Annotated in this window: 22 protein-coding genes; 13 read left to right on the forward strand and 9 right to left on the reverse strand. The window is 71.5% G+C overall.

Annotated features, from left to right (window positions below; all coding sequences use genetic code 11):
- The first annotated feature begins 51 nt into the window (after positions 1 to 51).
- Positions 52 to 516 carry an ATP-binding protein gene (locus OG379_RS24765; protein ID WP_405665206.1) on the forward strand — a complete coding sequence of 155 codons (465 nt, stop codon included), beginning with the start codon at positions 52 to 54 and terminating at the stop codon, positions 514 to 516.
- A 108-nt stretch (positions 517 to 624) separates the two neighbouring features.
- On the opposite strand, the gene OG379_RS24770 is transcribed toward OG379_RS24765, so the two are convergent.
- The 3 genes from OG379_RS24770 to OG379_RS24780 form a co-directional block, all read right to left on the reverse strand.
- A complete protein-coding gene (locus OG379_RS24770; RefSeq protein WP_405665207.1) occupies positions 625 to 1,029 on the reverse strand; it encodes a squamosa promoter-binding protein 15 in 405 nt (134 codons plus the stop codon).
- Positions 1,030 to 1,072: 43 nt separating this feature from the next.
- The gene (locus tag OG379_RS24775) at positions 1,073 to 2,098 is read right to left on the reverse strand and encodes a S1 RNA-binding domain-containing protein (protein WP_405665208.1); all 1,026 of its coding nucleotides are present in this window, start codon (positions 2,096 to 2,098) and stop codon (positions 1,073 to 1,075) included.
- A 111-nt stretch (positions 2,099 to 2,209) separates the two neighbouring features.
- Complete coding sequence (locus OG379_RS24780) at positions 2,210 to 3,148, reverse strand: endonuclease domain-containing protein (RefSeq protein ID WP_405665210.1); 939 nt, start codon at positions 3,146 to 3,148, stop codon at positions 2,210 to 2,212.
- Between the two features lie 190 nt (positions 3,149 to 3,338).
- Between OG379_RS24780 and OG379_RS24785 the strand changes: the two genes are divergently transcribed.
- The 3 genes from OG379_RS24785 (at position 3,339) to OG379_RS24795 (ending at position 5,244) form a co-directional block, all read left to right on the forward strand.
- Positions 3,339 to 4,040: a 2-phosphosulfolactate phosphatase gene (locus tag OG379_RS24785; protein WP_405665211.1), complete on the forward strand. Its 702-nt coding sequence runs from the start codon at positions 3,339 to 3,341 to the stop codon at positions 4,038 to 4,040.
- 86 nt (positions 4,041 to 4,126) lie between these two features.
- Positions 4,127 to 4,561: a VOC family protein gene (locus tag OG379_RS24790; RefSeq protein WP_405665212.1), complete on the forward strand. Its 435-nt coding sequence runs from the start codon at positions 4,127 to 4,129 to the stop codon at positions 4,559 to 4,561.
- Positions 4,562 to 4,686: 125 nt separating this feature from the next.
- On the forward strand, positions 4,687 to 5,244 hold the full coding sequence (locus OG379_RS24795; protein ID WP_405665213.1) for a GNAT family N-acetyltransferase: 558 nt from the start codon (positions 4,687 to 4,689) through the stop codon (positions 5,242 to 5,244).
- 142 nt (positions 5,245 to 5,386) lie between these two features.
- Here the strand turns inward: OG379_RS24795 and OG379_RS24800 are convergent, their stop codons facing one another.
- From OG379_RS24800 to OG379_RS24810, 3 genes are all read right to left on the reverse strand, one after another.
- Positions 5,387 to 5,968 (reverse strand): hypothetical protein, encoded by a 582-nt coding sequence (locus OG379_RS24800; RefSeq protein WP_405665214.1) that lies wholly within the window; start codon positions 5,966 to 5,968, stop codon positions 5,387 to 5,389.
- A 17-nt stretch (positions 5,969 to 5,985) separates the two neighbouring features.
- Positions 5,986 to 7,881: a hypothetical protein gene (locus tag OG379_RS24805; protein ID WP_405665215.1), complete on the reverse strand. Its 1,896-nt coding sequence runs from the start codon at positions 7,879 to 7,881 to the stop codon at positions 5,986 to 5,988.
- A gap of 236 nt (positions 7,882 to 8,117) precedes the next feature.
- Positions 8,118 to 9,380: a benzoate/H(+) symporter BenE family transporter gene (locus OG379_RS24810; protein WP_405665216.1), complete on the reverse strand. Its 1,263-nt coding sequence runs from the start codon at positions 9,378 to 9,380 to the stop codon at positions 8,118 to 8,120.
- 226 nt (positions 9,381 to 9,606) lie between these two features.
- Here OG379_RS24810 and OG379_RS24815 point away from each other — a divergent pair, with 226 nt between their 5' ends.
- The 6 genes from OG379_RS24815 (at position 9,607) to OG379_RS24840 (ending at position 14,824) form a co-directional block, all read left to right on the forward strand.
- Complete coding sequence (locus tag OG379_RS24815) at positions 9,607 to 11,103, forward strand: Hint domain-containing protein (protein WP_405665217.1); 1,497 nt, start codon at positions 9,607 to 9,609, stop codon at positions 11,101 to 11,103.
- The gene (locus OG379_RS24820; protein ID WP_405665218.1) at positions 11,093 to 11,614 is read left to right on the forward strand and encodes a hypothetical protein; all 522 of its coding nucleotides are present in this window, start codon (positions 11,093 to 11,095) and stop codon (positions 11,612 to 11,614) included. Before OG379_RS24815 ends, OG379_RS24820 begins: the two co-directional genes overlap by 11 nt.
- A 28-nt stretch (positions 11,615 to 11,642) precedes the next feature.
- The gene (locus OG379_RS24825; protein WP_405665219.1) at positions 11,643 to 12,128 is read left to right on the forward strand and encodes a hypothetical protein; all 486 of its coding nucleotides are present in this window, start codon (positions 11,643 to 11,645) and stop codon (positions 12,126 to 12,128) included.
- 182 nt (positions 12,129 to 12,310) lie between these two features.
- The gene (locus OG379_RS24830) at positions 12,311 to 12,754 is read left to right on the forward strand and encodes a hypothetical protein (RefSeq protein WP_405665220.1); all 444 of its coding nucleotides are present in this window, start codon (positions 12,311 to 12,313) and stop codon (positions 12,752 to 12,754) included.
- 31 nt (positions 12,755 to 12,785) lie between these two features.
- Positions 12,786 to 13,973, forward strand: coding sequence for a hypothetical protein (locus OG379_RS24835; RefSeq protein ID WP_405665221.1), 1,188 nt, complete (start codon positions 12,786 to 12,788; stop codon positions 13,971 to 13,973).
- 83 nt (positions 13,974 to 14,056) lie between these two features.
- Positions 14,057 to 14,824: a hypothetical protein gene (locus OG379_RS24840; RefSeq protein ID WP_405665222.1), complete on the forward strand. Its 768-nt coding sequence runs from the start codon at positions 14,057 to 14,059 to the stop codon at positions 14,822 to 14,824.
- Here OG379_RS24840 and OG379_RS24845 read toward each other — a convergent pair.
- Positions 14,796 to 15,185 carry a DUF192 domain-containing protein gene (locus OG379_RS24845; RefSeq protein ID WP_405665224.1) on the reverse strand — a complete coding sequence of 130 codons (390 nt, stop codon included), beginning with the start codon at positions 15,183 to 15,185 and terminating at the stop codon, positions 14,796 to 14,798. The genes OG379_RS24840 and OG379_RS24845 overlap by 29 nt on opposite strands.
- Positions 15,186 to 15,290: 105 nt before the next feature.
- Here OG379_RS24845 and OG379_RS24850 point away from each other — a divergent pair, with 105 nt between their 5' ends.
- From OG379_RS24850 to OG379_RS24860, 3 genes are all read left to right on the forward strand, one after another.
- Positions 15,291 to 16,082, forward strand: coding sequence for a prepilin peptidase (locus OG379_RS24850; protein WP_405665225.1), 792 nt, complete (start codon positions 15,291 to 15,293; stop codon positions 16,080 to 16,082).
- Between the two features lie 119 nt (positions 16,083 to 16,201).
- Complete coding sequence (locus OG379_RS24855) at positions 16,202 to 17,020, forward strand: class I SAM-dependent methyltransferase (protein ID WP_405665226.1); 819 nt, start codon at positions 16,202 to 16,204, stop codon at positions 17,018 to 17,020.
- A 103-nt stretch (positions 17,021 to 17,123) separates the two neighbouring features.
- The gene (locus OG379_RS24860; protein ID WP_405665227.1) at positions 17,124 to 17,579 is read left to right on the forward strand and encodes a hypothetical protein; all 456 of its coding nucleotides are present in this window, start codon (positions 17,124 to 17,126) and stop codon (positions 17,577 to 17,579) included.
- A gap of 12 nt (positions 17,580 to 17,591) precedes the next feature.
- Here the strand turns inward: OG379_RS24860 and OG379_RS24865 are convergent, their stop codons facing one another.
- Both OG379_RS24865 and mgrA read right to left on the reverse strand, forming a co-directional pair.
- On the reverse strand, positions 17,592 to 18,770 hold the full coding sequence (locus OG379_RS24865) for a winged helix DNA-binding domain-containing protein (RefSeq protein ID WP_405665228.1): 1,179 nt from the start codon (positions 18,768 to 18,770) through the stop codon (positions 17,592 to 17,594).
- 320 nt (positions 18,771 to 19,090) lie between these two features.
- Positions 19,091 to 20,128 carry an L-glyceraldehyde 3-phosphate reductase gene (gene mgrA, locus OG379_RS24870; protein ID WP_405665229.1) on the reverse strand — a complete coding sequence of 346 codons (1,038 nt, stop codon included), beginning with the start codon at positions 20,126 to 20,128 and terminating at the stop codon, positions 19,091 to 19,093.
- Positions 20,129 to 20,162: the final 34 nt, after the last annotated feature.

The raw sequence follows: 20,162 nt of genomic DNA on the forward strand, positions 1-20,162 counted from the left end.
ACCCGCAGCGCCGGTGACCGTCAACTCGGCATCTGAACCAGGGAGTCAGCCATGCACCCGTACGCGCCACCGCCCCAACGCGCCGCCCTGTGTCCTGCGAGGGCACCCCGCCCCGCCCCCGGGCTCGTGCTCAGCCTCACCCTGCCCGGCGATCCGCGCAGCGCGGCGGTAGGGCGGCACGCGGTCGCAGCCTCGCTACCGAGGTACGGGCTCCATTCGTACGCCTGGCCGGTCACCCTCGCCGTCACCGAACTCATCGCCGTGAACGCCGCGCTGACCCCCGGCCGTGAGCTCTATCTCTCCCTCCGTCACCGTGACGACGTCCTCCGCCTCGTCCTGTGGGACCAGCACCCCCGCCACACGGACCCGGACACCCTCACCCTCTGCGAGGCCCGCCGCCGCCGCGCCCTCTGGCTGCTGGCGGCCGTCGTCGACGACTGGGGTGGCGAGTGGGGCGTCACCGAGGGGCCCCCACCGCACCGGGGAACCAAGTCGTGGGCTCTCCTCCCGAGGTGACGCCGGGTCGCTGGGAGATTACGGACGGGCAGCTGCTCTCTACGTACGCCATGGCTGTCCGTACTTTCCTAGCGACAGGAATCGGTGGCTATGGCGGGACCGGCCCGCTCAGCAGTCCTGGTAGAAGCCCTCGTCCTCCTCGTTCGGCTCCAGCGGCGCGAACTGCCGTAGTTCTCCGCCGCGAATCATCCACACACGGAAGAACCCCTCCTCCTGATCCATGATCAGGAGCTGCATCAGATTCGGCTCGCGCCACGGCACCTCGGAGACGCGGTGCCTTAGAGCGAAGAGGTCGGCATGGTTCAGGGCCCCCGCCCACACCGTGCACTCCGGGTGCTTCCAGCCACCCCACTGGTTGGTGTCGACGCTGGTGAGCAGGTTCAGGAATCCCACCCCGCAGGCCTCCGGCTGTGCGCGGCGAGGGGCCGCTGTCCGCAGCCACTCGCTCAACGCCTCCACGTGGGCGTTGTCCACCCTGTCGACCGAGACCATCACGTTCGCTACCCAGCTCATAGTGTTGTTGTACTGGAATGGGTGGTGGTGTCTCCATCACATTTCAGGGGGCGGTTCCAACGTCGCCGTGCAGGGCTTTGAGGGACATCGTCACGCGGTCGCGGGTCAGGTCGATGCCGAGAATCCGGGCGCTGATCTCCTGACCGAGGGAAACCACCTCGGAGGGGTGCTCGATGGGGTGCCAGGAGAGCTCGGGGATGTTGATCAGCGCCGCGAAGCCGCCGATGTCCACGTTGATGCCGAAGTTGGCGATGCACGTCACCCGGCCGGTCACGATGTCACCTCGGTGGAGCGACGTGAGGAAGGCCCACCGGCGGTCACTCGGAGTCGGCTCGGTCCGCCAGCGGGCACGTAGCACTCCGTCGCTGTCGGGCATGACAGCCGTGAACAGCGGAACCCGGTCATCGGCATCCAAGGACAGGAGCGCTGCCGCGTCGGCCCCGGAGACCCGTTGGGCCAGCGCCGGGAAGTCCTCCTCGTCGGCGACCGCGCTGCGGATCAGGCCGTCCTCCTCCTGCCAGACGCACTCGACGAGGCCCTCGGAGGGCAGGGCGCCGAGGATCGCGCCGACGTCGGAGGACAGGCCCGGCCACACGGCGAGCCGCGCGCGGGGAGCGAGCCCCGCACGCACCGTGTCGACGGTGCCGAGGCCGAGGCGGTGCCATCGGGAAGCGCCTTCGACGTACGTCTCCTCCAGGAGGCCGGCACCACCCGCGCCCACCGCCCGGCGCACGCCGTCCCAGAAGTCGTCGTCGCCCGGCCGCTGGACGTCGTGCCCGTCGCTCTCCACGTCGTATGGTGAGGCGTCCAGGCGCTCCGCGAACAGCCCGAGGGCCCGCGCCCGGGCCGGCGGCTGCTCGCAGGGCCGGTCGCTGCCGATGTAGACGTACTGGTCCCACCCCACGTGTACGGCGAACGCACCCTCCGCCTCCAGCCGGCACCAGGCGCCACCGTCGCGGAGCATGACCCGCACCAGCTCCAGCGCGACGCCGAGCGGCACCTCCGTACCGTCGCGGAAGCCGGCCAGGCCGCCCGGGAGGACACCGTCCAGCCCGAATCCGTCCCTCATCCACTCGACGCAGAAGCGCGCGAGGATTGTCCGGCACACAGCTTCCGGCGTGGGCCGTCGATGGGAGGTTGAGGACGAATAGGTGCCCTGAATGTCCGGAACGGGCGTCCACTACTTCCCACCGACCGGACGACGGGACGCCGACCTCGCCAGTGCCGCGCGGATTTCGCTGAGCATGCGGTCGGGTGTCCTGAACACCGTCGAGGCGGGGAAGCGGAGGATCAGCCGCACTCCGGGACAGGCGCTCAGCGCGTTGAAGCGGTCCAGGTCGCGGCGGTGTGCCTCACGGCTGCCGTGGTACGCGTAGCCCTCGATCTCCACCACCACGCCCTCCCTGACGAAGAGGAAGTCGGCCACGATCCGGCGGCCGGTGTACGCCCGCAGTTCCGCCTGGCTGAGCGGGTGCAGGCCGGCGTCGTGCATCCGTAACCGCGCCACCGTCTCGGCGGGTGAGCCGCTTCGCGGATCGGCCAGGGCGAGCCATCCTGCCGCCCGCGGGGTGCCGTGGCGACGCGTGGGATGCGCCGAGCAGGCGGCGGTCAGTTGGGCGGTGCTGACCAAACCGCTCCTGCGCCCACCGCTCACCACGCGAGGGCCCAGCGCGGAGTCCACGGCGACCAGTGCCTCATCCCTGGGGCCGCACAGGAGCAGGTCGTGCACCGTACGCAGCGGGGTGGTGGCCCGCAGCCCATGGCGTACACAGATCTCGGCCGGGGCGAGGGGCATGCGGTGCACCATGAACCCGTGGCGTCGGCCGGCAGGACTGTCGGAGGCGTTGAACTCGATCGCCTCCCGCAGCAGTTCGATCCGGTGGAGCGAGGCGGCGGCGCGGTGGCTGATGACGAGCTCGGGGTGGAGTATCTGCACGGCGCGGGCCTTGAGCCACGGCGTCAGCACGACACCCGGCGTAGCCCAGGCCCCGCGTACGACGCGCTGCCAGCCCTCCGCGTCGAGTGACCGGCTCAACTGCCGCGAGGCCGCGCCGGCCGCGATCGCCTCGTGGGTGAGCAGAATGCCTCGCTGGGTGAAGCACTGCAGGTTCCCCGTCATCCGCCCGCTCCGTGATACTCCGCCGTTCAGTTCACGGTCCTCCCCCTCGCCGGAGGGGGAGGACCGTCAAGGAGAGAGGATGCCTTGCGCACCGGGATGCCGCGCGGGCCTGTGGATAACAGGGCAGCATGCGGCCGGGCCGGGCCGGGCCGGGGCGGGGTCGGGGCCGGGCATGCGCGATCATGACCGGATGGACGCTCGCTTCCTTGGCATCACCGATCTTGTAGAAGTCCCTTCCGTCGCAGTCGTGGTGGACGTCATGCGCGCCTACACCGTGGCGGCCTGGGCCTTCGCCCAGGGGGCGGAGAAGATCGTTCTCGCCGGGTCGCTCGACGAGGCCCTGGCGCTCAAGGCGCGCCACCCGGATTGGGTGGCGATCAAGGACGGTCCGCCCGCACCTGGTTTCGACGCCGTCAACTCGCCCGGCCTGCTGCGGTCCGTCGACCTCGGCGGACGGACCGTCGTGCAGAAGACCACGGCAGGCACGGTCGGCGCCCTCGCGGTCAAAGAGGCGTCGCTGGTGCTGTGCGCCGGCTTCGTCGTGGCGGAGGCGACGGCTCAGCTCCTGCGGACACGGAGGAGCGACAGCGTCACGTTCGTCGTCACCGGCGAGGACGGGCAGGCCGATGAAGACCTGGCGTGTGCTCAGTACATCGCCCGGAGGGTCACCGAGGCCGGGACGGATGCCGCCGAGTACGTCCGCCGCGCCGCCGGGTCGCGCGCCGCCGCCGAACTGGCTGACGGGGTGCGCCAAGGAGTCCACCCTGATGACGTGGCGCTCTGTCTGGAGGTCGACCGGTTCCCCTTCGCCATGGTGGCGGCCTCGGAAGGCCCCCTCATGGTCCTGCGCCCGCATCACATGCCTTCGCTGACCGGAGAAGGCACGGCCTGACCGGTGCGCCGCGACCCGGACGGGAGCGGGCCGTGGACCACGAAAAGGCCGTGGACCGCGCAAGGCCTCGCCCCTATGGTGGTCCGATGCCGTCGATCAAGCAGGTCCAGATCACCTTCGACTGCGCCGAACCCGAGCGCGTCGCCCGGTTCTGGTGCGAGGTGCTGGGGTACGTCGTACCGCCGCCCCCGGAGGGGTTCGCGACGTGGGACGCATACGACCGCACGCTGCCGGCCGAGCGCCAGGGGGCAGGGTTCGTCTGCATGGATCCCACGGGTGTGGGTCCGCGCATGTACTTCCAGCGCGTTCCCGAAGGCAAGGTCGTCAAGAACCGGGTGCACCTCGACGTGCGGGTCGGCACCGGGCTCGTGGGTGAAGAGCGCGTGGCCGCTCTCGAAGCCGAGTGCGCGCGACTGATCCCGCTCGGCGCCACGCGCGTGCGGCTGCTGGTCGCTGACGAGTACAACGAGTCGTGCCTCTGGATGGAGGACATCGAGGGCAACGAGTTCTGCCTGGACTAGGGCGTGCTCCAGAAGTCCGGCTCTTCTGTCGCAGTTCCCCAACATGCCTCCGGCCAGGGTCTCGGCACCGTCGAAGCCGATCGAGTGTGCCATCCCGGGCGTGGTACCACTTCATGATTCGTAAGATGATCACGAGATGTAACAAGGGGTTGGTGGGCGTGGCGCTCGGAGAGCTGGTGAAACTGCGGGCCATGGGTCCTGCAGACGCCGAGGCGCTGTGGCGCTGGAACCACGACCCCGAGGTCATGCGGTGGATGGACGACTCGTACGCCCAGCCGGTGGAGCGCGTCCGCACGTGGCTGGAGGAGCGTCCCCGCAACACCTACGGCGACTTGCTCCTTGGCATCGAGGCGCTCGCCGACGACACGCTCATCGGTCTGGTCATGCTGCACGATGCGGCCCCGGAGAAGGGGATCGCGAAACTCGATATCTACCTGGGTGAGAAGGCCTACTGGGGCCGCGGCTACGCCACGGATGCAGTGCGGACGATCTGCCGCTACGGCTTCGAAGACATGCGGCTCCACAAGATGACGCTGACCGTGGTCACCGAGAACCGTGCCGCGCGCAAGGTCTACGAGAAGGTCGGCTTTGTCGAGGAGGGCCGGCTTCGTCAGGTCTTCCGCCGTGACGGCAAGTGGTACGACATGTTCACGATGGGTCTGCTGGCGAGCGAGCTCCGCTGAGCCCCGCCCACCCGCGAACTCGGCGCAACGGCCCCCATGCGAACCAGGGGTCGATGGGAAGTTGTGGACGGATGGGTGTGGCGTATGTCCCGTATGGGTGTCCGTCAGTTCCCACCGACGGGGGGAGGGACGACGCCGAGGGCTACTTCACCGTGATCGACTCCACGAATGTGTCCAGGTCCTCCGGGGCCAGTTCGCCCTTCACCGCGTTGAGGCGGATGGCGAACGGTACGTCTTTCGAGTCGACGCCCGCCACCACGACCCCCGTCATCCGCGTCCCCTTCGCCGGGGTCGACTCCTCGCCCGTCGACGTGAACTCGTAGTCGATCCTGCGCGCATCCCGGGCGCTCTCCTCGCCCGCGAGCCGTACGTCCTGGGTGTCCTTGCGGGTCGCCCCGAGCCCGATGCCGGCGCCCGCCGCTGCGGCGGCCTCACCGGCGTCGCCGACACCGGTGGCGAAGTCCAGCTGCACCGAGACCATGCCGGTGCGCAGACCCTTCTCCTCCTTGAGCGCGACCGCGGCGTTGGCCCTGCTGCGCTCGGCCGCCGGCTGGGGGGCGTACCCCTCGCCCTCCGGGTAGCCGACGGACACGCTCTTCGTGTCGAGCGTGGCCCACCCGTCCGGGACCGTGGCGGCGTCCGTGCCGCCGCAGCCGCCGAGCAGCATCAGCGCGAGGGCGGCGGTGACGGCCGCACCGAGCGTCCTGGACTTCGTCAACGTCATCGCCTCTTCGTGTGTGTTCACTGCGCGCAGTAGCTGTACGGGAGATACGTCCGCTTGTCGCCCCGCGGAGCGCCGAGGAATCGCGCGTCCGTCAGCGTCTCCTTCTTGTGCTCGTCGGAGATCGAGAAGCCGAGGCTCATGCCCAGCGACACCTCGAAGCCGAACTCCTGGGCGTCCGACTCGCCGTTGTACCGCATCGTGCTGGACAGCCCGTCCTGGTACATCAGCTGCTCGAAGGGGTCGGTCCCGGCGGGCTTCTCCTGCAGGGAATGGTCGCCGAACATGTACTCGAACGGTGCGGTGTTGTTGCCGGATCCGTCGAGCCACTCCTCGGCGATGGAGCGCTTCGCCTCGGTGATCTTGTCGGTCTCCTTGCCGAAGACGATCGAGTTCGTGCGCACCTCGACGCCCGTCTCCCCGGAGGAGTCGGTGATGCTGCCCTTGCCGCCGCGCTTGTCCTTGCCCTTCTGGCCGTTGTCGCCGCCCACCTCGCCCTTGTCGGACGTCGAGGTCTTCTCCACGGTCTGCGTCATGTCGATCCGTACGATCTTCCCGGATTCCTGGTCGCGGGTGACGGTGAGAGCGCCGGTCCGGGTGTCCTTGGCGCCGGCGGTGGTGCCCAGCGGGCCGGCTGTGCCGCCCACCTTGCCCTCGATCTCCAGCTTGGCGGTGTAGGTGTACGACTCGTTGCCGTTGACGTCGTCCTTGGTGATCGTCACGTCGGGCGAGAACTTGGCCTTGCCGCCCAGCTTGGCTCCGAGCTTCGTGTCGTCGCCCGCCTTGATGGAGAGGCCGCCGTCCGCGTACAGGTTGATGCCGAGGGTCGAGTAGGAGATCTTCTTGTCGCCGATCTTCTTCTCGATGTCCTCCTTCTTGTCGGCCCACTTCATGCCGGAGTACCAGCCGCCGCCGTAGCCGCCGCTGTGCTTCATCGAGGTCTCCCACATCTTCATTTCCTCGATGTCGTCCCGCATCTTCTGGGCGTCCGCCTCGCTCTTGAACACCCAGGTGTCACCGTTGGTGATCTTGATGCCGCCGCCGATGTCGATGTCCGCCTTGCCCAGGCTGCCGAGCTTGACGCCCGGCGTGCTGCCGCTGAGGCCGGCCGACGCCGCGTCGGTGAAGGTCATGTAGACGAGCTTGTCGTTCTCGTCGACCTTTCCGTCCTCGTTCACGTCGGTGTTGGCCTGGGAGACCTTCTGCTGGAAGCCGTACTCCTCGCCCCACTCGAACCAGCCGATCTTCACCTTGCCGCCGGCGGTGTCGGAGAGGTTGGAGATCTGGCAGAGCTTGGGTTCGTAGTCGGCGTCGGTCTTCGGCTTCGCCGTGCCGTCCCCACCCGGCGTGCATCCCTGGCCGTCCCCGGTGAGCGTGCTGATGGCGCAGCGGATGCCCGCCCCGATCCGGCCTCCGAGCCCGGCCAGGGCGAGCGCGGCGACCAGGGCGACGACGAGGACGATGACGCCGAGGTACTCGGTGGCCGTGGCGCCGCTGTCGCGCCAGTCGTACGAGCGCCCGTACACCGGCGGGGGCGCGGCCCGGTCGTCGAGGAGCCGGTCCAGGGCCAGTCCGACGGCGGAGCCGGTGACCATGGCCACGGCCGGCATCAGGAGGCCCTCGGTCCCCACGACGTCCCACGCCACCGCGTAGCCGTACGCGAGCCCGGCGACGGGGACGGCGAGCGCGCCGAGGAGGTGGAGGGGGCGCGAGTCCCGGTGGGACGCGGGAAGGGCGCGTGCGGCTGCCAGGACCGTCAGAACGGTCACGAGGACGCCGGGCAGGTGCAACAACGCGAGCCGCCAGCCGAACAGTTCGAGCCGTTCCTCGGTCGCGAGGGTCTCGACGAGCGCCCGCGTCATCAGGAACCCGGCGAATACGTAGACGAGGGCCCCGGCCGCCCAGCTACGGCTCAAGGAGAGGAACTTGCTGCTTTGTCGCCCGGTGACGCCCGGCGGTATGTGGCCCGCGCTCCTGTCTCCCCAGCCGCTCACGGTCCACCCTCTCGCCGGCACCTGCCCTGTTGTCCCTGAGAGGCGAATGTACGGCGGGGAATCGTGCCTGACCTGGGCCCCAGGCCCCAAAAACGGGCCCAATCCCGGTCACGACCACCCCGGGCGGCAGAGCGCGGGGTCCACCGCCGGCAAGCGGGTCACGCGGGAGGAGAACCGGCGCGGCGGAGGCGGCCGTTGAGCGCGAGGTGCGCGGCGACGCCGAACACCAGCCCCCAGAAGGCCGAGCCGATGCCGAACAGGGTGACCCCGGAGGCCGTGGCCAGGAAGGTGATCAGTGCGGCCTCCCGGTCCTTCTCCTCACGTACGGCGCCCGTCAGCCCGCCGGACAGCGCGCCGAGGAGCGCGACGCCGGCGAGGGCGGCGACCAACTCCTTCGGCAGCCCCGCGAAGAACGCCACGAGGGTCGAGCCGAACGCGCCGACCACCAGGTACACCGCGCCGCAGGCCACTCCCGCGACGTAGCGGCGGCGGGGGTCGCGGTGGGCCTCGGGCCCCGTGCAGATCGCGGCGGTGATGGCCGCGAGGTTCACCGCGTGGGAGCCGAAGGGGGCGAGCACGGCCGAGACCAGGCCGGTGGAGCCGACCAGGAGGCGGTCGTCGGGGCGGTACCCGGAGGCGGAGAGCACGCCGACCCCCGGCGCGTTCTGGGAGGCCAGCGTCGCCAGGGTCAGCGGAACCGCGATGCCGACCAGTGAGGCCACGGAGAACGCGGGGGCGGTGAACACCGGCTCCACCAGTCCGACATGGTCCAGCCGGACGTGCAGCTTCGCGCTCGCCGCGCTGCACGCCACCCCGGCGACCAGCGCCAGGAGGACGGCGTACCGGGGGAGCCACCGCTTGCCCAGCAGATAGGCGAGGAGGACGGATCCGGCGATGACCGGGGTGTGCTCCAGCGACGTGAACACATCCGCGCCGAAGGAGAAGAGGATGCCCGCGAGCATGGCGGAGACGACCGCCCCGGGCACGAGCCGCATCAGCCGCCCGAAGACACCGGTCACCCCGATCAGCGCGATCACGACACCGGACACCACGAAGGCGCCGATCACCTCGTCGTACGCGTACGAGCCGATGCTGGTCACCAGGAGCGCGGCGCCCGGGGTGGACCAGGCCGTGATCACCGGCATACGGGTGCGCAGGCTGAGGGCGATACAGGTCAGCCCGCTGCCGATCGAGATCGCCCAGATCCACGAACCGGTCTGCCCGGCGTCCAGATGTCCGGCGCGGGCGGCCGAGAGCACGATGACCAGCGGGCCGGAGTAGGAGACGACGACCGCGACGACTCCGGCGAGCACAGCGGACAAGGAGAGGTCGCGGACCAGCCGTGGCCGGTCGGAGGGCGTCCCGGACGGAGGCTGCTCCGTACGTTCCTCCGCCGTCGGTACCGATGAACCGGCCGTCATCCGCTGTCGCCCCTCTTCCGCGCTTTCCCGGACTCCGCTGTTCACGGGCCGGGCCCCGTACGGGTCGTACGGACGCTCGGAACCCAAGCACGACGTGCGGTGCCCGCTGTACCGGGTCCGGTACGCGAGACGGGGGCGGGCGGGGCGTCGTTTTGGGTGCGGATGGCTCGGGTTTGGGTCCGCGGGCCCAAGACCCGTACCCCGTCCGGTGGTTAGCGTCACGGGTATGACGGGTCCGGGGGAAGTGCGTCGTCGGTTGCGCCGTTGGGCGCGGGGGAAGACTCCGCGCACCGGGGTGCGTCTGCTGGGACTGCGGCGTTCGCGCCGGGGCGGCCAGCGTGGGCAGGGTGCGATCGAGTACGTCGGCCTGGTCATGGTCGTCGCGGCGATCATCGGTGCGCTGGTGGCGACGGGGATCGGCGCCGAGCTGTCGGAGAAGATCAGCGCGCAGGTGTGCCGGGTCACCGGGGTCGGTGACTGCGGTGGCGGCGGGAACCCCGAGGCACAGGATTCTCCCGGGGACGGCGAGCCCGTGTCCGACGACGGCAAGCCCGAGTCACAGGCGCAGATCGACTACGACGCCGCGCTGAAGGAGCTCCAGGACGCGCAGAACGCGGAGAAGACCAGCTCCGACAAGGCGCTGGAAGCCGCGAAGGAGCTGGCGAAGATCCTCGCCGAGGAGCTGGGGATCACCGACGCCCTGGACTGCATCACCAAGGGCGACATGGGCGCCTGCACCGAGACGTTGATCAACGTGCTGCTGAGTCTGATCGGGGGCGCGGTCGGGAAGCTCGCGGCGAAGTACGGGGCGCCGTGGAAGTGGAAGAAGGCCGCGAAGCTCATCCAGGCCCTCAAGAAGCACGGCGGGGACCTGTACGACGGGCTGAAGGGCCTGGTCAAGAACCGCAAGAAGGTCAAGGACGCGGAGAAGAAGCTCGCCGACGCGCAGAAGAAGCTCGACGCCGAGAAGAAGGACCCGCCCGGGAAGGACCCGAAGGAGGACGAGCCGAAGCCCAAGGAGAGCTGCCCCACCCACAGCTTCCTGCCGGGTACGCCGGTGCTGCTGGCCGACGGCAGCGAGACCCCGATCGAATCGGTCAGGGTCGGGGACCTGGTGCGGGCGACCGATCCGCGGAGCGGGGTCAGCGGCGCCCGGAGGGTGACCGACACGATCACCACCCATGACGACAAGCACTTCACGACACTCCGGATCAGGACCGCCGACGGCAGCTCGTCCCTGATCACGGCGACCGACGCGCACCCCTTCTGGCTGACGGACGAGAAGCGATGGGCGGAAGCGGGTGACATCAGCGCCGGCGGCACGCTGCGGACCGACCAGGGGCGGGATGTCCCGGTCATGTCCGTCACGCGCTTCGTCCGGATGCAGACCACCCACGACCTGACGGTCGCCGGCCCGCACACGTACTACGTCGTCGCCGGTGACTCGCCGGTCCTCGTGCACAACGTGGACTTCCCGGGGGTGGGCACCATCGTCAGCGAAGGCGGTGTGACGATCCAGATCTACTCCAACGATCACGCGCCGGCCCATGCGCACGTGAAGGGGCCCGGGAAGTTCGAGACCCGCATCGGACAGAACGGGAAGCCCCTGAAGGGCGACCCGGAACTGCCGGCCAAGCAGCGGGATATCGTCAACCGGAACATCACCAAGATCCGGAAGAACATCCAGGTATCGATGGAACGGCACAGGAACAATGGCTGCTGAGTCCGAGAACGGTCTGCCGGCACGTCTGTCCGCGCTGGACGCTGCGGTGAACGGCGGTACGACGCCCCCGGGCGAGGCCTCCTGGGAGGACGGCCACGCCCGGTGGGAGCTCTACCGCCGGGCCGCGGAGCAGCCCGCGGCCCACGCGCTCCTGCTGGACGCCGTGCGTGCGGAGACCGACGGGCCGCTCGCCTCGGCCCTCGTGGTGCTGATGCTGGAGAAGACGCCCGTCGCGGCTCACGGCAGCTGGACCGCCGCCCTGGACCCCGAAGTCCGGGACTTCGCCGAACGGCGCTCCGGGGAACTGGCGGTGCTGGAATCCCTGGACCGGAGCGCCTCCGTCCACGACGCCGAGGATGTCGGGGCCTGGTCGGACTGGCTGCAGCTCCGGGTGGCGCAGAGCCGTGAGGAGAGCCGCCTGCCCGTCCTGGACCTGCTGGCCGAGCACGGCAGGACGAAGAGGATCCGCCGCACCGCGGCCGAGTCCGCGGCCGGCCTCCGCAAGGCCTGACGAAGCGCCGAGAGGTGGGGGACCACCGGTGGCGGACTACACCTTCCTGACCGTGCACCGGCCCGCACCGGCCGCCATGGCGATCGCTCTGGCCGAGGTGGTGGGGGTCACGGCGGCCGAGGTGGACGTCGCCGACGAGTCCGACGGGCACCGTGACTGGACGGCCGCGGTGCTGTGCGACCGCATGAGCCTGACCGGTGACCTGGCGCTCTGCTGGGACGTCCGTGTGGCGCCCCGCGTCGCGCCCCCGCCGCCGACCGAGGCCGAAGCCGCCCTGCTGCTCGCGGCCCTGCTCGGTACGACCGTGCTCCACCCGGCCGGAGGGGTGGTGCGTCCCTCGGCCTACTGGGCGGCCACCCCGGACGGCATCAGGACCCGGGCCCGGGTCCTGGACGAGGACGACACGAGCGAGGACGGCCCGCCCTCGCTCATCGTGGACGCCGTCGAGGAGCCGGTCGCCCAGCTGCCCCGTGCCCGCGTGGAGCGCATCCTCGAAGCCGGCCAGGACGGCTGAGGACCCGAGAGCCTCACGTCCGGATCACGTCCTTGCCAGATCCGAACGAAAGACCGAGTTGGGTCCCTGGGCCCAAGACGGCGGCCCGTCGTACCCCTAGCGTCTGCGCTGCAGGTGATCGACGCCCGTCCCGGCGCACCCCCACGGCGCCGGGCCGGGCCGCAAACGGAAGGTGACGGCGCGTGCCCACGGCTGAGCAACTGACCCTGACCGACGGGGAGTCCCGCCTCCTCCAGTTAGGACTGATGGAATGGTGCGGCCCCGCCCGCTGCACGGACGAGTTCGCCGTGGCCATGGGCTTCGACAGCGCCCAGGACCTGAGCCGCCGCGGCATGTCGATACGCGGCGCCCTCGCGGCGAAGGAGGCGCTGGACCCGATGGACTGGGCGCGCGCCCTGCTGGCGACCGAGCTGGCCTTCGTCAGCGACGTGGTCGGCTCGGGATACGAGTGGTCCACCACGACCGGCTGGCCCGACGACAGCACGTTGCGCGTCCTGCGCTCGGCGCAGCTGAAGCTGATCCGCACGGTCGCCCCGCTGGTCGGCCGGGGGCTCGGCACCCGGCAGGCCCCGCACGCGGAGGTCCTGCGGGCCGGAGGAGGGCCGCCGCCGGGCCCGGCTTGGTGACCTCCGGGGCGGCGGGCTCATAATCGGCCGCATGCCCGATCAGCAGACGCGCGCCCGCCCGGTCGCGCCCGGACCCCGCAGCACCCGGCACCGCGCCCTGGCCCTGCTCACCGCCGCCGCACCCGCCCTGGGCGCCTACGCGGCGGTCAGGGCCCTCGGGCTCCTCGTCTTCTGGGTGTCGGCGTCGGCCGCCGGGAAGGACGCCCTGCACCTGCTGGGCGGGCGCTGGGACTCCGTCTGGTACCAGCGGATCGCCCAGGACGGCTACGGCTACACCGTCACCCTCCCCGACGGCGGCGTCCACCCCGACCTGGCCTTCTTCCCGCTCCTGCCGGCCCTGGAACGGGCCCTCGCCGCGGTCACCCCGTTCACCGTGCAGGGCGCCGGGATCGCCGTCGCCTGGGTGGCGGGGCTCCTCGCCGCCTGGGGGATCTTCGCCGTCGGAGCACGGCTGTACGGGCGCCGGGCCGGAGTGGTGCTGGCCGCGCTCTGGGGCGCTTACCCGACGGCGTTCGTCCAGTCCATGGCGTACACCGAGACCCTGTTCACCGCGCTCGCCGCCTGGTCCCTGTACGCCGCGCTCAGAGGCCGCTGGATCGTGGCGGGCGCGCTGTGCGTGCTCGCCGGACTGACCAGGCCCTCGGCCGCCGCGCTCATCGCGGCGCTCGCGATCAGCGCCGCCGTCGTCCTCGTACGGGAGTGGCGGGCCGGGGAGCGGCGGGGCCTGGCGCGCCGGAACGCGCGCATGCTGCTGGGGGTCTGCCTGGCGCCGCTGGGGTGGCTGGCCTATGTGGTGTTCGTCGCCGTGCGGGAGGGCAGCCCGTTCGCGTACTTCGACGTCCAGGCGCAGTGGGGCAACAGCATCGACGGCGGCCGGGCGCTGGCCGCGTTCATCGCCGGACTGCCCCCGGCCGCCGCGCTCGGGCTCTGTGCCGCCCTGGGACTGCTCGGGTGGCTGGTGTTCCTGTGCGTACGGCAGCGGCAGCCGCTGCCCGTGCTGGTGTACGGCATCGCGACCGTCGTCATCTCGCTCATCGGCTCCGGCTACTTCGGCTCCCGGCCGCGCCTGATGATGCCCGCGTTCCCCCTGCTCCTGCCGCCCGCCGTCGCGCTGGCCGGGCTGCGTACGACGGCGCGCACGGGCATCGTCGTCGCGGTGCTCGCCGTCGGCTCCGCCGCGTACGGGGCGTGGACGCTGCTGGGGCCGGGGCCGCCGTGAGTTGGGCCCACGGGCCCACGCGCCGGGGGCACCCCGGTTGTTAGCGTGCTGATCCGGTGTCCGGCGGCCAGGAGCGGTGAGCGATGAGGGTACGTACCACGGTCGTGGCGGCGAGCACGCTGGTCCTCTGTCTGGCGGCCGCCGGCTGCGGGCCGGACGACGGCGAGGACAAGGACAAGGGCGCCGGCAAGAAGGCCGGCGCCTCGCAGGCACCGGCCTCCGGGGCCGCCGCCACGCCCGAAGCCGGTTCCTCCGCCACGCCCGTCGGCGACGGCAGGACCCTCACCGAGGCAGAGCTCGCGAAGGCGGCTCTCACCACGGGCGAGGTGAAGGGCTACGAGGTCGCGCCCCTGGAGGGCACCGACGAGCGCGGCACGGAGAAGGCCGGGACCGAGGCCTGCCGGCCGATCGTCGCGATCATCAACGGCTCGCCCGAACCCACCCCGGCCGCCACCGTCTTCCGTACGGCGATGGACACCGCCGAGGAGGGGAAGGACGACCAGACCGTCGTCACCGAGATCCTCACCTCGCACCCGAAGGGCGGTGCGGAGGAGCTGCTGCGCTCGGTCCGCGAGGCCGCCGGGGCCTGCGCAGGCGGGTTCCGTACGACGAGCGAGGACGGGCCGTCCACCTACACCGAGGTCAGGACTCTGCCCGCGACCCGGGCCGGCCAGGAGTCGTTCGCCTACCAGGTGACGGGCAGCCTGGAGGGGGTCAGGGTCCCGCTCGTCTTCCAGCTCGTACGCACCGGGTCGACGGTCGTCACCTTCTACGCGGCGAACTTCCTCGGCGAGACCGCACCGGAGATCCCGGCCGCACTCGTCACCGCCCAGGCGGCGAAGCTTCCGTAGCGGGCACGGAGACCCGCACCCGTGTCCCGGGCCGCAGGCCCCACCGCTCCATCGCCCCGGCCTCGGCCTCCACCACATGGCGGGCGCGGAGCCTGGGCAGACCGAGCCGGCCGGGCCTCATCGTGCGGACCGCCAGCACACCGAACTTCCGGTCCAGGTAGGCCACATCGATGGTGAACCGCATCCGGAAGGTGTGCACGCCCCCGCACGGGGTGATCAGCAGCGCGCCGTCGACGCCGTCGACGCCGAGCAGCCCCTGCGTCCGCGCCCGGTACGAGGCGGCGACGCGCAGCGGCACCCGGGGCGCCCCCGGGTCCGTCCCGACCGTCAGTGTCCCGCTGCCGTCACGCCATTTCCCCATGGGAACCGACCGTAGCGGCCGCGGCCCGCGTGTGGGTCCGGAACGGCCCGCAGTGGGCCCCCGGGCCCAAGACCCCGCCGCGCGGGCCGGATTAGGGTCGGACCCGTGGAAGCCACTCTGATTGCGGTCGCCGCGCTCTGGGGAGCCGCCGCCGGGCTGCTGCTCCCGCGCGCCGCGTACCGCTTCTCCGTCGAGCCCGAGGATCCCTGGAGGGACGCCTGCCCCGCCGGGCACGCGCTCACGGGGCCCGCCCGGGGGTGGCTCGGCTCGACGAGATGCGCGGCGTGCGCCGTGGCCGTCCCCTCCCTCCCGGGAGGCGGCGCGCCGCGGACCCCGGCACCGGCCGCGCGGGGCCGCTACGCCCCCGGTGTGCTCGCGCCCGTGGTGACCGTGCTCGCCTGCGCGGCCCTCGCCGCGGCCACCGGGACCCGCCCGGAGGCCGCCGTCTGGCTGCTGCTCGCGCCCGTCGCCGTGCTCCTCGCCGTCATCGACCGCCGCGTCCACCGGCTCCCCGACGCGCTGACGCTGCCGCTGGCCGGTGCCGCCGCCGTACTCCTGGGCGGTGTGGCGCTGCTGCCCGAGCACGGCGGGTCCTGGACCTCGGCGCTGCTCGGCGGAGTGGTGCTCGGGGGCTTCTACCTCCTGCTCTTCCTCCTCAACCCGGCCGGCATGGGCTTCGGTGACGTGAAGCTCGCCCTCGCGCTGGGCGTGGCGCTCGGCTGGTACGGCTGGGGGGCGCTCTGCGTGGGCGGCTTCGCCGGGTTCCTGTTCGGCGCGCTGTACGGGGCGGGGCTGATGCTGGTGCGACGCGCCGGGCGCAAGACAGGCATCCCGTTCGGCCCGTTCATGATCGCCGGGGCGCTGACCGGCCTGCTGGTCGGGGGACTCGCTGCCTAGGGGCTCTCGTTTGGATCATGCCGGGCTCGAGTGCCCCGGCACCGCACCTCGCGGCGTCGTCGTCAGCTGCCCGGAATATCGGCTCGCGCCGGGCCGGGGCGGGCTGACACCCTTCCCACATGACCGGATCGTCCGCACCTCTCGTCCCCTCCGCCTCCGACAAGCGCTTCGACACCCTCGTCGCGGAGGCCGACGCCGTCTCCGTCGAAGGCTGGGACTTCTCATGGCTCGACGGGCGGGCCACGGAGCAGCGTCCCTCCTGGGGGTACGCGCGCGCCATGGCGGACCGGCTGGCACGGGCCGGGGCCGCCCTCGACATCCAGACCGGGGGAGGGGAGGTCCTCGCCTCCGCGCCGGTGCTGGCACCGCTCACCGTGGCCACCGAGTCCTGGCCGCCGAACATCGCCCGCGCCACGGCCCTGCTCCATCCGCGCGGCGCCGCGGTCGTCGCGGACTCCGACGAGCCGCCGCTGCCCTTCGCCGACCGGGCCTTCGACCTGGTCGTCAGCCGGCATCCGGTGAAGACCTGGTGGGACGAGATCGCCCGGGTCCTGGCCCCCGGAGGCACGTACTTCTCCCAGCAGGTCGGCCAGGAGAGCGTGTTCGAGCTCGTCGAGTACTTCCTCGGTCCGCTCTCGCCCGAGCAGCGCGGCGCCCGGGACCCGCAGCGCGCCAGGGAGGACGCGGAGGCCGCCGGTCTGGAGGTGACGGATCTGCGCTCCGAGCGGCTGCGCGTCGAATTCCTCGACATCGGCGCAGTCGTCTACTTCCTGCGCAAGGTCATCTGGATGGTTCCTGGGTTCACCGTCGACGCCTACCTGCCGCAACTGCGCTCCCTCCACCGGCAGATCGAGGAGGAAGGGCCGTTCGTCGCGCACAGCGCCCGCTTCCTGATCGAGGCACGGAAGCCGGAGAAAACCCCAACGCCCCTACGCTGAGGGCGGCTTCACAGGCCTCGGATGCAACGGCATCACCTGCCCCTCCGTCCTACCCACGAGTAGTGCGACCCTGGTGGTTGAGCGCACAACGAAGGAGCAGGTCATGTCGGTGGGAAGGGAAATGCCGGGCGGAGAGATCAGCCCGCCGGTCGGCCGGCCGCGCCACGGTAAGGCCGACTGGCTCACGGGGGCGCGGATCATCGCCGTCCACGGCCTGTTCTACCGGCCCGAGGGCCGCGCGGGGGAGCCCGAAGCCGTCGAATTCGTGCTGGAGGGCGGGCAGTCGGTCCTGCTGACCTGCGCCTCCGACCACACGCTGAGCATCACCTCCGGGGCTTGGCCCGAGCTCCCCGACTGGTGTGTGCCCGCCGGCCAGTGGCAGTTCGAACAGCTGAGCCGGCTGCCTCCCCCTCCGTACGGCGGGGCCTGGACGGTCGTCGGCACGCAGGAGCGGCGCGACGAGTACGGAGAGGTGCGCGAGGCCGTACTCCGGTGCGAGAACGGCGACTTCGTGATCGGCGGCGGCGACACGGTGGCGATCCGCTTCGTGGCCGGCTGAGCCCGGCAGGCCCTACGCGTGGCCGCCGACGGTCACCTTTCCCACCGTCAGCTCCGGAGTCCCCTCCAGCACCTCGCCCAGCCGTTCCACCTGCTCCTCCAGCTCCCGCGTCCGCCCGGTGTCCAGCGGGCTCAAGGGTTCCACGGTGACCGCGATCCGCTTCCCCGAGCGGCGCTGGTGCCACACCCCGGCGACCGCGCCGTCCACCAGCAGCACCGGGAAGTTGCCCGCCTGGCCGCCGGCCAGCGCGCGTTCGTAGGCCGCACCGGGAAAGAGCCGCTCACGCGGCCGGGAGGCGATGGCGAACGCGTCGAAGTAGGGCAGCAGCCGCACACCGCGCGGCACCGTCGAAGGGAAACGGGTGTCGCCCGCCGCCACCCAGGCCGCCCCGGAGCCCTCGAACGCCACCTGCTCGATCGCACCGGCCCCGGCCAGGTCCTCGAAGAGCCGCCCGGCCCAGCCGCGCGGCGCCGCGAGCCACTGGGCGAAGTGGACCGGCGTGGCGGGGCCGTAGGCCCGCAGGTAGCGCCGGACGAGAGCGGCCGTCGCCTCCTGGGCGGGCATCGGGGCGGTCCCGGGGTTGGTGTATGCCGCCTTGCGGCCCCGGTTCGGCGCGTAGCACAGGGCGCCCCGGTGGCCCGCCAGATGCAGCACCTGGCGCCAGCGCGGCCACATGCCCTGGAAGGCGGGCATCACCAGGTCGCCCGCCCAGGGGCCGGTGCGGGCGACGACCTCGTCGGAGAGCTCGTCGATCGTGAGCTCGGCACCCGTCAGGGCGCCGGCCACCGCGGCCACGACCGCCTCGACCTGATCGGGAGTCATCCGGGCGTCCTTCGGGAAGGGGCTGCCGCCCGTCGGCACGGCCGACAGGGCCCCCGTCCACATCGGCAGCTCCTCGGCGGGCAGGAGATGCACGGTGCCGCGCGGGCCGAACGTCTTGACCAGGCTCCGGTCGGCCCACAGCGCCGTACGGACATCTGTGCGCGTCGTCCCCGGTGCGCGGAGGCCGACCGAGTGTTCGGCGGCCGACAGCACCTGCGCGTGCGCCCCGAGCATCGCGGCGACGGCACCGGTGACGTCATGGGCGGCACGACCGGCCGGCGACGGGCTCCCGGAGAGGAACTGCCGGTCCAGGCGCCGGGCGTTCGCCTGGGGCCAGCTCACGGTCGTCCTGCGGGCTCGTGTCGTCATGGGCCGAATGTAGGACCCCTACAGGACAGGAACTGTCCTGTAGGGCGTGATCAGCGCCCCGGGAGACCCCCTGGAGCCGTGCCCGCAGCGCAGTCCGGCGAATTCGGAGAGTGATTATTTGGTGGCGTGGCACGCAGCAGCACTTACGAAGGGTTATGGTGGAAACCCCCCCTCGGGCCGGTCCGTAACCCCCCCCACGGACCGGCCCGTTTTTTGTGCCCGGACGGTGTGCCGGATGTGCGGCCCGTGTGCGGGGCCGGTGGCGGCTCCGGGCCGGGCCCCGGTCACCTACCGGAATACGGCGGCGGGGAGCCCGCGTCTCAGCCCCGGTTGGCCCAGATGTTGGTGCTCGCGGTGTCCACCGCGAAGGTGTCGATCTCCTTCAGCTCGGCGGCGGTCAGCGCCGGGGCGGCGAGCGCGGCCATGTTCTCCTCCAGCTGCTTCACGCTCGACGCGCCGATCAGGGCCGACGTCATACGGCTGTCGCGCAGGACCCAGTTCAGCGCCAGCTGGGCGAGGGACTGCCCGCGACCGCGCGCGAGGTCGTTCAGCCCGTTCAGCCGCCGCACCATCTCCTCGTCGAGCAGCCCCGGGTCCAGGGACTTGCCCTGGCTCGCGCGCGAACCCTCGGGGATGCCGGTCAGATACTTCCCGGTGAGAAGCCCCTGCGCGAGCGGTGCGAAGGAGATACAGCCCATACCGGCCGTCTCCAGCGTGTCGAGCAGCCCGTCCGACTCGATCCAGCGGTTGACCATGGAGTACGAGGGCTGGTGGATCAGGGCGGGCACGCCCATCTCCTTGAGGATCCGCGCCGCCTCGGCGGTCTGGGCCGCGTTGTAGGAGGACACACCCACGTACAGGGCCTTGCCCTGGGCCACGGCGGAGGCGAGCGCCCCCATCGTCTCCTCCAGCGGCGTGTGCGGGTCGAAGCGGTGGGAGTAGAAGATGTCGACGTACTCCAGGCCCATCCGCTTCAGCGAGGCGTCGAGCGAGGACAGCAGGTACTTACGGGACCCCCACTCCCCGTAAGGGCCGGGGTGCATCAGGTAACCGGCCTTGGTGGAGATGACGAGCTCGTCCCTGTACGGGGCGAAGTCCTGGCGGAAGAGCTTGCCGAAGTTCAGCTCGGCGGAGCCGGGCGGCGGGCCGTAGTTGTTGGCCAGGTCGAAATGGGTCACACCGAGGTCGAAGGCGCGGCGCAGGATCGCCCGCTGGGATCCGAGGCCCCGGTCGTCGCCGAAGTTGTGCCAGAGGCCGAGCGAGACGGCCGGCAGCTTGAGCCCGCTGCGGCCGGTGCGGCGGTACTCCATGGAGTCGTAGCGCGACGGGTCGGCGAGGTAGGTAAGGGAATCAGTCACGTTTCACTCCTTATCACGGAGTTGTGACAGGCCG

It is taken from the genome of Streptomyces sp. NBC_01166 (genome assembly GCF_045039765.1).
Classification (GTDB): domain Bacteria; phylum Actinomycetota; class Actinomycetes; order Streptomycetales; family Streptomycetaceae; genus Streptomyces.

Excerpts from the sequence above, each read along its gene's own strand:
- OG379_RS24845 (WP_405665224.1), bottom strand. The coding sequence starts at position 15,185 with ATGGGGAAATGGCGTGACGGCAGCGGGACACTGACGGTCGGGACGGAC.
- OG379_RS24775 (WP_405665208.1), bottom strand. The coding sequence starts at position 2,098 with ATGAGGGACGGATTCGGGCTGGACGGTGTCCTCCCGGGCGGCCTGGCC.
- OG379_RS24765 (WP_405665206.1), top strand. The coding sequence starts at position 52 with ATGCACCCGTACGCGCCACCGCCCCAACGCGCCGCCCTGTGTCCTGCG.
- OG379_RS24835 (WP_405665221.1), top strand. The coding sequence starts at position 12,786 with ATGCCCGATCAGCAGACGCGCGCCCGCCCGGTCGCGCCCGGACCCCGC.
- OG379_RS24815 (WP_405665217.1), top strand. The coding sequence starts at position 9,607 with ATGACGGGTCCGGGGGAAGTGCGTCGTCGGTTGCGCCGTTGGGCGCGG.
- OG379_RS24810 (WP_405665216.1), bottom strand. The coding sequence starts at position 9,380 with ATGACGGCCGGTTCATCGGTACCGACGGCGGAGGAACGTACGGAGCAG.
- OG379_RS24780 (WP_405665210.1), bottom strand. The coding sequence starts at position 3,148 with ATGACGGGGAACCTGCAGTGCTTCACCCAGCGAGGCATTCTGCTCACC.
- OG379_RS24790 (WP_405665212.1), top strand. The coding sequence starts at position 4,127 with ATGCCGTCGATCAAGCAGGTCCAGATCACCTTCGACTGCGCCGAACCC.
- OG379_RS24855 (WP_405665226.1), top strand. The coding sequence starts at position 16,202 with ATGACCGGATCGTCCGCACCTCTCGTCCCCTCCGCCTCCGACAAGCGC.
- OG379_RS24785 (WP_405665211.1), top strand. The coding sequence starts at position 3,339 with ATGGACGCTCGCTTCCTTGGCATCACCGATCTTGTAGAAGTCCCTTCC.
- OG379_RS24770 (WP_405665207.1), bottom strand. The coding sequence starts at position 1,029 with ATGAGCTGGGTAGCGAACGTGATGGTCTCGGTCGACAGGGTGGACAAC.
- OG379_RS24865 (WP_405665228.1), bottom strand. The coding sequence starts at position 18,770 with ATGACGACACGAGCCCGCAGGACGACCGTGAGCTGGCCCCAGGCGAAC.
- OG379_RS24840 (WP_405665222.1), top strand. The coding sequence starts at position 14,057 with ATGAGGGTACGTACCACGGTCGTGGCGGCGAGCACGCTGGTCCTCTGT.
- OG379_RS24820 (WP_405665218.1), top strand. The coding sequence starts at position 11,093 with ATGGCTGCTGAGTCCGAGAACGGTCTGCCGGCACGTCTGTCCGCGCTG.
- OG379_RS24795 (WP_405665213.1), top strand. The coding sequence starts at position 4,687 with ATGATCACGAGATGTAACAAGGGGTTGGTGGGCGTGGCGCTCGGAGAG.
- OG379_RS24800 (WP_405665214.1), bottom strand. The coding sequence starts at position 5,968 with ATGACGTTGACGAAGTCCAGGACGCTCGGTGCGGCCGTCACCGCCGCC.
- OG379_RS24860 (WP_405665227.1), top strand. The coding sequence starts at position 17,124 with ATGTCGGTGGGAAGGGAAATGCCGGGCGGAGAGATCAGCCCGCCGGTC.